This window comes from Paenisporosarcina sp. P5_A11, assembly GCF_056400705.1.
The window spans coordinates 1-12507 of record NZ_JBFUKT010000093.1 but is presented as its reverse complement, the minus strand read 5'-3'; the positions used below and the strand labels follow the sequence as shown (position 1 = coordinate 12507).

Below are 12507 nucleotides of genomic sequence, written 5' to 3'. Positions count from 1 at the left end.
GAATTAGCGGACTCTGTAGAAGTGGTTGAATGGCCAAACTCAGAATTACATCAAAAAATTCATGGCTATCTGAAAAATCCAGGCTCAAAAAATCCTGATTATGCCTTATCGAATTTAACGCCGATTGAGTCTGTGCTGTTATTTTCCTATGCCCAACAATCAGATTTCCCAGAAGTACTGTTGGATTTGACTCTTCCATTCCAAGGAATAGGATCAGTAGCGGATATACAGGCATTTCTAGGGAACGAAAATATTCTTCCCGAAGAAGAAATTACACTTATGTATGATGAACGAATGAGCACCTCTCAAAATGAAGAACTTTTTGGCATGATTGAAGTCCAAACGAAGGAAACTGTTAAGACAATACCGGTTGTGAAAAACCGAGAAGGTGTATGGCAAATCGATTTAGGTATTTCGGGGACTACTCTAGGAGAGCACTATTACGAACCGATTACTTTAAAGTACACGAAAAGAGTCCAAAGAATTTATGAAGAATTCAAAGAAGCATATGACTTCGATATCATTAGATCGGAAAGTCCAGATATTATTGCAGGCATCTATTTGGAAGCATTATATTCGGGTGATGCTGAAACCCAGTATGCATTGTTGTTGGATGACGTGAACTATTTAAGACCTACCCGCGAGGAATTTATAGGTGAATACACCCGTTCTGCCGACGTCATGGATTGGAAGACTCTATACGAATCAGTTGAATATCAATCAGAAGAAGTGCAAGGCAACCATGATCAAGTCATTTATTTTAATTTAAAAACCGAATATCAGACAAAAGATGAAATCCAGAAAGGATTCCAACTGCGTAAAACGAGTGAAGGATGGCGTGTTCACTTTATGCCGATGCAGTGAGTCTTTTGACAATACACTCCTGTAATACCGCAAGGAGATGAAGAGTACGATCAAATAATATATTTCGAACTTAAAAGAGAGTTTCAATATGGAAATGAAACACGAAAAGGTATTAGTATGCGGAAAACTATAGATGGATGGCGAGTTTATTTTGCTCCATTCCAGTGATGTTTTTGAGTTATTTACTAGTTTATGGTATAATCTTTTATGGCCTTAAGGTAGATAGGTATATATCCAAGACTGGGAGAGATTATTATGACTAAGAAGTTTCAAGTTGGTGAAGTGGTTTCAGGAAAAGTAACAGGCGTACAGCCATACGGCGCGTTTGTAGCATTAGATGAAGAGACTCAAGGTCTTGTTCATATCTCGGAAATCACATACGGTTATGTAAAAGAAGTAAGCGAATTCTTGTCAGTTGGTCAAGAAATAGAAGTGAAAGTACTTGAAGTGGACGAAAAGGCAGGGAAAATCAGCCTTTCAATTCGTGCATTACAAGAACGTCCACCAGTTTTACGTAAAGACGACAAACCTAAAAAATCATTGCAAGCACGCGTTGACGAGCATGATGCAGAAGGTTTTAACTCTTTAAAAGATAAATTGCAAGAATGGATTAATAAATCCGGTCAATGAGAAAAAGCGAGCTAACTCTATATGAGTTACTCGCTTTTTTTATTTGATAAATAGTATTATGCAAAGCTCTATTTCTTCATCTTTCTCAATCGATACTGCAAGTTCTGTCTACTCATTCCTAAAGCTAATGCAGCTTTTGTAACGTTTCCATCAAACATCCCCATCACTTTTTGCAAGTAGTACATCTCTGCTTCTCTTAAATAATCGTCAAGTGGCAATAAGTCTCGATCTGTTTGAACAACAAAATCTTCTGCTCTCATCAAAGGCTCTCGCATTTCTTGCACTTTTATTTTAAAATGCAGAGGCAACATTTCAAAAGTAATCATGTCTTCATCGGATAACATAGAGGCCATTTCGTCCAATAAAATTTCCACTTCTTTTAAATTTCCTGGCCAGTCATACGAATGGAAAATTTCGCGCACTTCATTGGTCAAACTTAAAATAGCCGAACCAAAACGAACACGATGTCTAGCAAAGTAGTCATGAATAAACGGATCGATGTCTTCTCGGCGTTCTCTTAACGGAGGAACAACTATTGTCATGGATGAAAAGAAATAATATAGGTCTTTCAAAAGTTCTCCTGAAGCAATTAAATCTACTGGGTCTGCACCAACGCTCGCTAAAAATAAATGGTCACAAAGTGTTGGATCATTAACCATTCTTAAAAGCTGCTGTTGCATACTAAGTGTAAGTAAATCAATTCGTTCACAAAAAATTGTACTTGCTTCAAGAGAAACTAAGTCGTCTTTTAATTTATTTAGAATGGTTGGATCAGAGTTGTGGCAATATAGCGTATAGAAATGGGATAAAGGTGGGGATAATTCGTAATGTATGCCTTCAGCAACTAAGTCTTTGCCAGTTCCGGCTTCACCAACTAGTAATACAGATAAGCGTGCAGTAGCTGCTTTTTTAGCAGTTGAAATGACTTGTTTCATCGACTCTGAAACGGCTGTAATTACTGAAAATGTAATCGGTTCACCATAGCGACGCAATGGTTGGTAAACCAAACGTTCTAAGGTTGTGACGTCACGTGCTAATTCAACAGCACCGATTAACTCGCCATTTTCAAAAACGGGATATGTATCATTTATTGTTGTAATTTCATGACCATTACGATTCCAATACGTTTGTTTTACATTTAACACGTGTTCCTCACTTTGTAGTACTTTTAAAAGAGTGCTTTCTTGTTGATCGAATTGGAATAACTCAAGAAGAGAACGATCGGCTACATCGTGTAAATCTAAGCCTTCAATATTTTTCATTTTTTCATTATATAAAATGGTCCGTCCATTACGATCAATTGCGTGAATACCAACGGGAATATGGTCACTTGCAAAACGGTAAAACGGTAATAATTGAAGGTCTTTTTTATTCACGGGAGGAACACTCCTAACTTTTTTTGCTAAAATAAGAAATATCACTTGATTAACGCAACAATCTTTTGCATTATTATAGATGTAAACGAAATAAAAGTGCAAATTATTTTTGCACTAAAAATAAATTATAGGAGGATTCATATGATTCCTTATAAACATGAAGCATTCACAGATTTTTCAAAAGAAGAAAACAAAATTGCCATTCAAGACGGTTATGAAACAGTAGCTGGTTACATGGGGCAAGATTTCCCACTTATTATTGGTGGCGAAAGAATTACGACTGAAGAAAAGATTGTTTCTTACAATCCATCAAATAAAACTGAAGTTGTCGGTTCAGTATCTAAAACAAGCCATGAATTAGCTGCAAAAGCTATGGACATTGCTGATGCTACATTTAACACATGGAAAAAAGTGAAACCTGAAATCCGTGCAGATGTTCTTTTCAAAGCAGCTGCAATTATGCGTCGTCGTAAATTCGAGTTCTCAGCATTACTTTCTAAAGAAGCTGGTAAAACATGGATAGAAGCAGACGTTGAAGCGGCTGAAGCTATCGATTTCCTTGAATACTATGGTCGTCAAATGCTTCGTTTAAAAGATGGTCAACCAGTTGAAAGCCGTCCAGGTGAGTACAATCGTTATGACTATATTCCTTTAGGTGTAGCAGTTGTTATTTCTCCATGGAACTTCCCGTTTGCTATCATGGCAGGAACTGCTGTAGCAAATATTGTTGCTGGTAACACAGTCTTACTTAAACCTGCATCAACTACACCAATCGTAGCGTTTAAATTTGTTGAAGTATTAGAAGAAGCAGGAATGCCTGCTGGTGTACTTAACTTCATTCCTGGATCTGGTGCTGAAGTTGGGGACTTCTTAGTCGATCACCCGCGTACTCGTTTAATCAGTTTCACTGGTTCACGTGATGTTGGTTTACGTATTTTTGAACGTTCTTCTAAATTAAACGAAGGTCAAATTTGGATTAAACGTGTTATCGCTGAAATGGGCGGTAAAGACACAATCGTTGTTGATAAAGAAGCTGATTTAGAATTAGCTGCTCAATCAATCGTTAAATCTGCATTTGGCTTTAGTGGACAAAAATGTTCAGCATGTTCACGTGCTGTTATCGTTGAAGATGTATACGATCAAGTAGTAAATCGTGTAGAAGAGTTAACGAAAGCTTTATCTGTAGGTGTTCCAGAGCAAGATGAGCACTTTGTAGGTCCAGTTATCGATGGCGCTGCATTCAAAAAAATTATGAGCTACATTGAAATTGGTAAAGGTGAAGGTCGCCTAGTTTCGGGTGGAACTGGAGATGACTCTAAAGGATTCTTCATTCAACCAACTGTATTCGCTGACTTGGATCCAAAAGCACGCATCATGCAAGAAGAAATTTTTGGACCAGTTGTTGGTATCTCTAAAGCAAAAGATTTCGATCACGCACTTGAAATTGCAAACAACACGGAGTACGGCTTAACTGGAGCGGTTATTACTAACAACCGTATGAACCAAGAAAAAGCACGTGAAGAATTCCATGTTGGTAACTTATACTTCAACCGTGGATGTACTGGCGCAATCGTTGGCTACCAACCATTCGGTGGTTTCAACATGTCAGGAACAGACTCTAAAGCGGGCGGACCTGATTACTTAGGATTGCACTTACAAGCTAAAACAACATCAGAAATGCTATAAGAAAAGCGTAGAAGCCCGAGCTAGCTCGACACCGGCGCTGGAAGGCTCGATTCGAAAGCCTGCTTTCGCATGAGAGACTGAAGCTTAGGTGCGAGCTGGGCTTCGAAGCTAGACATTAAGACTAGCGGGAAACCTTAAATAGCTCGACACCGGCGCTGGAAGGAAGAAAGGTGAATCATTAGCCTTTCTGACCCCATGCCGTTGCCCGCAAGCTGGGCTTCGAAGCTAGACAGCTGGACATGAAAGTATGAATATAGGCAGGCACATCTGAAGATGGGTCTGCCTTTTTTTACAAATCAAAGGAGGCGAAACATTATGACAGTTTCACAGAATGTTATTGAACAAACAGAGAAGTTTGGTGCTCCAAACTATCATCCACTTCCAATCGTAATTTCTGAAGCACAAGGTGTATGGGTAAAGGATCCAGAAGGAAATAAATTTATGGATATGTTATCTGCTTATTCAGCAGTAAACCAAGGACACCGTCACCCGAAAATTATTCAAGCACTTAAAGATCAAGCGGACCGTGTGACACTAACTTCACGTGCTTTCCATAATGACCAATTAGGACCTTGGTACGAAATGATTTGTAAGTTATCAGGTAAAGAAATGGCATTGCCAATGAATACGGGTGCAGAAGCTGTTGAAACAGCTATTAAAGCAGCCCGTCGCTGGGCATACGATGTAAAAGGAATCGCTGAGAACCAAGCAGAAATTATTGCTTGTAACGGGAACTTCCACGGTCGTACTATGGCTGCTGTGTCTCTTTCTTCTGATCCAGATTACAAACGTGGCTTCGGACCGATGCTACCGGGTATTAACCTAATCCCATATGGTGATATTGAATCGTTAAAACAAGCGATCACGCCAAATACAGCTGCATTCTTAATTGAACCAATTCAAGGTGAAGCTGGAATTGTTATTCCTCCAGCAGGTTTCATGAAAGCAGCCCGTGAACTTTGTCGCGAAAATAACGTCCTATTCATTGCAGACGAAATCCAAGCAGGTCTTGGCCGTACAGGTAAAATGTTTGCGTGCGAGTGGGAAGATGTAGATCCAGATATGTACATTTTAGGTAAAGCACTTGGCGGCGGTGTATTCCCAATCTCTTGTGTTGTTGCTAATAAAGAAATTCTTGAGGTATTTAACCCTGGTTCACACGGTTCTACTTTCGGTGGTAACCCAATGGCTTGCGCAGTTTCAATTGCATCATTAAATGTTTTAGTAGATGAAAAGTTAGCACAACGCTCTGAAGAACTAGGAAACTATTTCAAAGAAGCATTATCACAAATTAAACATTCTTCTATTAAAGAAGTTCGTGGACGTGGATTATTTATCGGTATAGAGCTTAACGAAGAAGCTCGTCCATATTGTGAAGAATTAAAAGAACTTGGGCTTCTATGTAAGGAAACTCATGACACGGTAATTCGTTTTGCACCACCTTTGGTAATAACTAAAGAAGAATTAGACTGGGCAATCGAAAAAATTCAAAAAGTATTCAATAAATAATTTTTATTGTAAAAAAATATACCAAATATGTTACAATAGTTGCGATAGAATCATTATGAATAAAGAGGCGAAAATATAAAATGGCTGAAAATCTAAACCTGTTCACTTCAACGCAAGATGTAATTCAGGACGCACTGAACAAACTTGGATATGACGAGGGAATGTTTGAACTTTTAAAAGAACCATTACGAATGCTAGAAGTACGTATTCCAATTAAAATGGATGATGGTAAAGTTAAAGTTTACACGGGTTACCGTGCACAACATAACGATGCTGTAGGTCCTACTAAAGGTGGCGTACGTTTTCATCCTGAAGTTTCTGAAGATGAAATGAAAGCATTATCTATGTGGATGACTTTAAAGTGCGGTATCGTTGATTTACCATACGGTGGAGCTAAAGGTGGAATTATTTGTGATCCACGACAAATGTCAATGAATGAAATTGAAAAGTTAAGTCGTGGTTACGTTCGCGCAATAAGTCAATTTGTTGGTCCAACTAAAGATATTCCTGCTCCAGATGTATTTACAAATTCTCAAATTATGGCATGGATGATGGATGAATATAGCCGTATGGATGAATTCAACTCTCCTGGCTTTATTACAGGTAAACCTATTGTTCTTGGTGGTTCACAAGGACGGGAGCGTGCAACTGCACAGGGTGTAACTATTTGTGTTGAAGAAGCTGCAAAAAAACGCGGAATCGAAATGAAAGGCGCACGAGTTGTCATTCAAGGATTCGGTAATGCAGGAAGTTTCTTAGCTAAATTCATGAGTGATGCAGGAGCGAAAGTTATCGGAATTTCAGATGCTTACGGTGCGTTACATGATCCAGAAGGTTTGGATATTGATTACTTGCTTGATCGTCGTGATAGTTTTGGAACAGTAACAACATTGTTTGAAAATACTATCTCAAATCAAGAATTACTTGAATTGGATTGTGATATTCTAGTGCCTGCTGCCATTGAAAATCAAATCACAGCAGAAAATGCACATAAAATTAAAGCTAGTATTGTAGTTGAAGCAGCAAATGGTCCTACTACTTCAGAAGCTACAAAAATATTAACTGATCGTGGCATTTTACTTGTTCCAGACGTACTTGCAAGTGCAGGTGGAGTAACGGTATCTTATTTTGAATGGGTTCAAAATAATCAAGGATATTACTGGACAGAAGAAGAAGTTAACGAGAAGCTATATAAAAAGATGATTACTGCTTTTGATAATGTTTATACGGTTGCAACAACACGCAATATTAATATGCGATTAGCTGCATATATGGTAGGCGTACGTAAAACTGCTGAAGCGGCACGATTCCGTGGCTGGGTATAACAACAATACTGCGTCTTGTCTATTTTAGACAAGACGCTTTTTTTGTATGATATGAGCTCTTTTCTTTGATTTTATGAAGAGTTTTGCACATAATAAATTCATAGGAGCGTGATCAAAGTGAATTCATTTTCATTTTATAACCCTGTCAAATTGATTTTTGGTAAAGGGCAACTTGAGCAGATTAAACAAGAATTACCTACATACGGCAAAAAAGTTTTAGTCGTCTATGGTGGTGGAAGTATAAAGAAAAACGGTCTTTATGAAGAAGTAATGACGACATTAAAGGGAGCAGATTTAGATGTTTTTGAATTAAGTGGTGTAGAACCTAACCCACGTATTTCAACTGTTCGACGTGGTGTGGAGCTTTGTAAAAAAGAAAATATTGATGTAATACTAGCAGTAGGTGGAGGATCAGTAATTGATTGTACAAAGCTAATAGCAGCAGGTGCTAAGTATGAGGGTGATGCTTGGGATTTTGTTAGTCGTAAAGCTGTTCCTGAAGCAGCACTGCCATTTGGTACGGTTTTAACTTTAGCAGCAACAGGCTCAGAAATGAATTCAGGTTCTGTTATCACAAATGAAGAGACACAAGAAAAATACGGATGGGGTAGCCCTTTAGTTTTCCCGAAATTCTCAATACTTGATCCAACATATACGTTCTCCGTCCCACAAGATCAAACTGTTTACGGAATCGTTGATATGATGTCACATATATTTGAACAATATTTCAACAACGCTACGAACACACCTGTCCAAGATGAAATGTGTGAAGGTGTATTACGTGCAATTATGGAAACTGCACCAAAGTTATTAAATAATTTACATTCATACGAACACCGTGAAACTATTCTCTTCTCAGGAACGATTGCTTTAAATGGCATGCTTCAAATGGGATACCAAGGGGACTGGGCATCCCACAATATTGAGCATGCAGTATCAGCCGTTTATGATATCCCGCACGCAGGTGGGTTAGCAATTCTTTTCCCACACTGGATGCGACACAATATTAAAATTGACCCAGAACGTTTCGCACGTTTAGCAGTTTATGTATTTGGAGTTGAACCTGAAGGCAAAACGGTAGAAGAAATAGCAAATGAAGGAATCGATAATTTACGTGCTTATTGGACTTCACTAGGTGCTCCGGAAACTCTTGCTGATTATGATATTGATGATTCTAATATTGAAGTCATGGTAGAAAAAGCAATGGTTTATGGACCATTTGGAAATTTTGTTTCTTTAGAATCTGAAGATGTACGTTCAATCCTAAAAGCTTCTTTATAAAGTCGAAAAACACTCTTCCAACATGGTTGAGTGTTTTCTTTTCCTACGTACGAATAAAATCGTACTCCTCCTGTCCATTCTATATAGAAGAAGGAGGTCTTTTTTTTGATTGAACTAAATTCTTTAATACAAGGACAACGGTTTGAAAAAGGTGAGTTAGAAGAGTTTTTAACAGCCCAAGGATTTACTGTTGGTGGTGGTTGGGATTATGATCATGCTTATTTTGATTATGTATTTCAAAAAACACCATACTATGATGTCTTACGAATTCCAGTATATGTGAAGAGCGGGGACTTTGAACAGGCATCTGCTAAGTTAGAATGCGGTATACCTTTCTTGCTTAGACATTGTTATCAGTATGGTATAGATGACGAAAAGGATGCTTTATTTGGGCTTGGTGGAGGGGCGTTAAATCAATTTCAAAAGCCTACGAATCCAGATGCACCAATAAGTGAAAAACTAGTTGTGCAGGGAGTAGAATTACTTAAAGTACTCGATAGTCAGTTGCAATAGGAAAGATAGCGAGCGATTTCATTAAAGGCTTGAAACCGTTTTACTGTTTGGTCGGCGGAGTTGTACGGTAAAAGCTATTGTTTAAAGATTTTCAAATAAAATGTCCCGTCCAATTTGAAATCATTGGATGGGACATTTTATTATTATTCAGTTGGTAAAGTATCTGGGCGAGTACTTACATGTTTCCAATGAGTAGTCCCATCGTCTTCATCAAATGAAATGGTCACATCTTGTACACCTTGTTGGTGAAGAATCAAGTCTACTAAATGATCACGAATATCATCTGCCTGAGCAAAAGAGATAGAAGAGTCAACTTCAGCCACAAGTTCTACGTGTAAAAACTCTCCTTCTTTTATTACTGCAAGCTTTTGAATGTCTTTCACATCTTTGTGTTCAAATACCAGATGAGCAATGTGGTTTAACATTTGTTCATCTGTTTCGCCGATTGCACCGCGTGCATTTTCTAAGAAAACTCGTCCAACTACATAGAACATCATTAATCCAATCATAATAGAAGCAATACCTTCTGCTTGTAAAAATCCAGTAAAATGAGCAATTAAGACAGCTATAAACGCTAAGATACCACCGCTAGTTGCTACTAAATCTTCCATAAACACTAATTTAGTTGCTGGTTTAGCACGATTTAAGTGAACAAAACCTTTAGTTAAAGGTGCTAAACCTTTTGCATCTGCAATTCCTGCTTCGTGTAAAACTTCTTTACCAGCCTTATAAAGTACAAACGTTTCTAAAATAATTGCAATTGCTAATACACCAAGAGTAATTAATAATCCACCAGATTTAGTTGGATGTTGTATATGATGCCATCCTTCAATTATCGTTTCATAAGATAAAATAGCAACAATTAAGACTGCACCTAGACAAACTAAGTTGACAACTCGACCAAAACCATTTGGAAAACGAGTAGTAGGTGATTTTTTAGAAAGCGCCGATCCAATAAAAACAAAAAACTGGTTTGCGGCATCCCCGATTGAATGCATCATTTCTGCAAACATAGYTACATTTCCTGTGAAAAAGAAAGCAACACCTTTTAATACTGCAATGATAGTATTTACGATTGCTGCAAGTAAGGAAGGTTTATTTCCTCCTTTAAGTAGTCCGAAAAATTCTTTCATAAATGCCTCCTGTTAAGATAAGATTTCGAGTTCAACTCGATCGATATAAGAGAGAGAATGAACTCTGTTGTAAATAGTAAACATGTCGTGTCTAGGTGGTGCAGATAAGCGTATTTCCATTTCATGTTTAATACGTTGATCAGAAAGCGGAATGTCTTTAATGCGAAAACTTTCTACAACAATTTCTTCTGAGGTTAAAAAAGATATTAAACTTTTTATGTCACCCGTTTCGGAAATTAGAACTTTTAAATAAACTTCTTTCATCCTTAACCGTTTAGGACCGATTTTAGAAAGGAGAGGAGGGAGTAGCTCGATTCCCACTAATACAATCAATACACAAATAGTCGCTTCTATATAGAAACCAGCTCCTACAGCAATACCAATAGCGCCGGCACCCCAAATCATTGCAGCTGTTGTTAAACCAGTAATACTGTCATTACCTTTTCTTAAGATTACCCCTGCACCTAAAAAACCAATTCCACTAACTATTTGCGCCGCAAGACGTAATGGATCCATCGTAATATTGACACCGTCTCTAGCTTCAGCCATATAGGCAGATTCAATAGAGATGTAAGTAAGGAGACAACTAAACGTTGCAATGACTAAACTTGTTTTCAAGCCAACAGGTTTCTTCTTTAATTCCCTTTCAATGCCAATAATTAAACTTAATAGTGCTGCTAATCCCAACTTCAATAATATTTCGGTATGTATAAACCCGCCAGAAATAACATCTCCCATTAACATCCTCCTCACTAAAAGATAAAAACAAACTTGCACTGCCTGATTAGAAATGAAACAATATGAAGGAATACTTATATAGTACCTTTTTTCGGTTAATATAAACAATTGTTTAGAGGGTAAAGAGAGAAGTGGAATTCATGGGAAATCGTACAATTCATCCATACCTGCCAATAGCGATTGGTGTTATTGCTGTTTCTATGTCAGCGATCTTCGTAAAACTTGCCAACGCTGATGCAGGAGTCATTGCATTTTACCGAATGTTGTTTTCAGTTTTAATCATGGCACCTATCTTTTTTTGGAAGTACACAAAAGAGTTGAGAATTTTAACAAAAAGAGATTGGACGTTTTCATTTATAGCCGGTATCTTTTTAGCTTTTCATTTCATTCTATGGTTCGAATCATTAAATTACACATCAGTAGCAAGCTCAACAGTATTAGTAACGTTGCAACCTTTGTTTGCGTTTGCAGGAACATATTTCTTCTTTAAGGAACGTTTATCTGTTAAAACAATTCTATCAGGACTCATTGCAATCGTAGGATGTATCTTAATTAGCTGGGGAGACTTCCGAATCAGTGGAAGTGCTTTGTACGGAGATATGTTGGCACTTTCTGCTTGTGGACTAGTTACTGCTTATTTATTGTTTGGACAGGACGTACGAAAAAGACTTTCGCTCGTTACATACACATTTGTGGTTTATGGAGTAAGCACTATAACTTTGTTCTTTTACATAGTTGTTAAAGGAGAGTCGTTTGGCCCGTATCCAGCAAATGATTGGTTGTGGTTTTTATTATTAGCAATTGTTCCGAATCTTTTAGGGCATACATTATTTAACTGGTCATTAAAATATGTTTCAACAAATATTATATCAATCGCGATTTTATTTGAACCAATAGGAGCAGCAATATTAGCTTTTTATGTGTTTAATGAATATTTAAGCGCTACTCAAATACTTGGAGGATTCATCGTAATTGCAGGTATAACGCTGTTTGTGATGGACTTTAAACGATTCAATAAACTTTTTCGTAAAAAACCTCTTGATTTATGAATCAAGAGGGTGTATATTAAATCTTGTCCTTCGGAAGCGAGAAAAAATATTTTAAAATAGTTATTGACTTTGATTTCGAAAGACGGTATATTAATAAAGTCGCTGAAACGGCGACGAACAAATGAACCTTGAAAACTGAACAGCAAAACGTCAACTAACAAGCGGAACGCACTTCGGTGCCGGAAGCGAAAACGTTTTCTTCCGCCGACACCTGTCGGTATCGAAAACAAACTTGAACTTAATTGTTCATTATAAACGTCAAATTTTTGACGCCAGCAACAAAGTCGAGCTAATCGACTCACCATTATGGAGAGTTTGATCCTGGCTCAGGACGAACGCTGGCGGCGTGCCTAATACATGCAAGTCGAGCGGAATGATGAAGAAGCTTGCTTCTTCTGATTTT

The 12507-nt window shown here is 37.7% G+C and carries 11 protein-coding genes and 1 rRNA gene; 9 read left to right on the top strand and 3 right to left on the bottom strand.

The window, feature by feature from the left end:
- Together AC1DOS_RS12790 and yugI are read left to right on the top strand one after the other, a co-directional pair.
- The coding region (locus AC1DOS_RS12790; protein WP_477537816.1) for a hypothetical protein at positions 1 to 864 on the top strand (864 nt) is incomplete at its 5' end.
- Between the two features lie 255 nt (positions 865 to 1119).
- Positions 1120 to 1494, top strand: coding sequence for a S1 domain-containing post-transcriptional regulator GSP13 (gene yugI, locus AC1DOS_RS12785; RefSeq protein WP_108585078.1), 375 nt, complete (start codon positions 1120 to 1122; stop codon positions 1492 to 1494).
- Positions 1495 to 1562: 68 nt separating this feature from the next.
- Here yugI and AC1DOS_RS12780 read toward each other — a convergent pair whose 3' ends face one another.
- Entirely contained in the window at positions 1563 to 2870 is a 1308-nt protein-coding gene (locus tag AC1DOS_RS12780) for an AAA-type ATPase lid domain-containing protein (protein ID WP_477537815.1), read from the bottom strand.
- A gap of 141 nt (positions 2871 to 3011) precedes the next feature.
- Between AC1DOS_RS12780 and pruA the strand changes: the two genes are divergently transcribed.
- From pruA to AC1DOS_RS12755, 5 genes are all read left to right on the top strand, one after another.
- Entirely contained in the window at positions 3012 to 4556 is a 1545-nt protein-coding gene (gene pruA, locus AC1DOS_RS12775) for an L-glutamate gamma-semialdehyde dehydrogenase (RefSeq protein WP_477537814.1), read from the top strand.
- 315 nt (positions 4557 to 4871) lie between these two features.
- Complete coding sequence (locus tag AC1DOS_RS12770) at positions 4872 to 6065, top strand: ornithine--oxo-acid transaminase (protein WP_477537813.1); 1194 nt, start codon at positions 4872 to 4874, stop codon at positions 6063 to 6065.
- An 80-nt stretch (positions 6066 to 6145) separates the two neighbouring features.
- Positions 6146 to 7390 carry a Glu/Leu/Phe/Val family dehydrogenase gene (locus tag AC1DOS_RS12765; protein WP_477537812.1) on the top strand — a complete coding sequence of 415 codons (1245 nt, stop codon included), beginning with the start codon at positions 6146 to 6148 and terminating at the stop codon, positions 7388 to 7390.
- 117 nt (positions 7391 to 7507) lie between these two features.
- Positions 7508 to 8671, top strand: coding sequence for an iron-containing alcohol dehydrogenase (locus tag AC1DOS_RS12760; RefSeq protein WP_477537811.1), 1164 nt, complete (start codon positions 7508 to 7510; stop codon positions 8669 to 8671).
- A gap of 105 nt (positions 8672 to 8776) precedes the next feature.
- Positions 8777 to 9184, top strand: a complete 408-nt coding sequence (locus AC1DOS_RS12755) for a YugN family protein (RefSeq protein WP_108585072.1) — start codon at positions 8777 to 8779, stop codon at positions 9182 to 9184.
- 143 nt (positions 9185 to 9327) lie between these two features.
- Here the strand turns inward: AC1DOS_RS12755 and AC1DOS_RS12750 are convergent, their stop codons facing one another.
- Positions 9328 to 10317, bottom strand: a complete 990-nt coding sequence (locus tag AC1DOS_RS12750; protein ID WP_477537810.1) for a cation diffusion facilitator family transporter — start codon at positions 10315 to 10317, stop codon at positions 9328 to 9330.
- Between the two features lie 12 nt (positions 10318 to 10329).
- Entirely contained in the window at positions 10330 to 11055 is a 726-nt protein-coding gene (locus AC1DOS_RS12745; RefSeq protein WP_108585070.1) for an MgtC/SapB family protein, read from the bottom strand.
- 140 nt (positions 11056 to 11195) lie between these two features.
- Between AC1DOS_RS12745 and AC1DOS_RS12740 the strand changes: the two genes are divergently transcribed.
- Together AC1DOS_RS12740 and AC1DOS_RS12735 are read left to right on the top strand one after the other, a co-directional pair.
- Entirely contained in the window at positions 11196 to 12104 is a 909-nt protein-coding gene (locus AC1DOS_RS12740) for a DMT family transporter (RefSeq protein ID WP_477537809.1), read from the top strand.
- 303 nt (positions 12105 to 12407) lie between these two features.
- Positions 12408 to 12507 (top strand): 16S ribosomal RNA (locus AC1DOS_RS12735); the annotation flags it as partial.

Coding starts and splice junctions, on each gene's coding strand:
- pruA (WP_477537814.1), top strand. CDS start 3,012: ATGATTCCTTATAAACATGAAGCATTCACAGATTTTTCAAAAGAAGAA.
- AC1DOS_RS12745 (WP_108585070.1), bottom strand. CDS start 11,055: ATGGGAGATGTTATTTCTGGCGGGTTTATACATACCGAAATATTATTG.
- AC1DOS_RS12770 (WP_477537813.1), top strand. CDS start 4,872: ATGACAGTTTCACAGAATGTTATTGAACAAACAGAGAAGTTTGGTGCT.
- yugI (WP_108585078.1), top strand. CDS start 1,120: ATGACTAAGAAGTTTCAAGTTGGTGAAGTGGTTTCAGGAAAAGTAACA.
- AC1DOS_RS12765 (WP_477537812.1), top strand. CDS start 6,146: ATGGCTGAAAATCTAAACCTGTTCACTTCAACGCAAGATGTAATTCAG.
- AC1DOS_RS12740 (WP_477537809.1), top strand. CDS start 11,196: ATGGGAAATCGTACAATTCATCCATACCTGCCAATAGCGATTGGTGTT.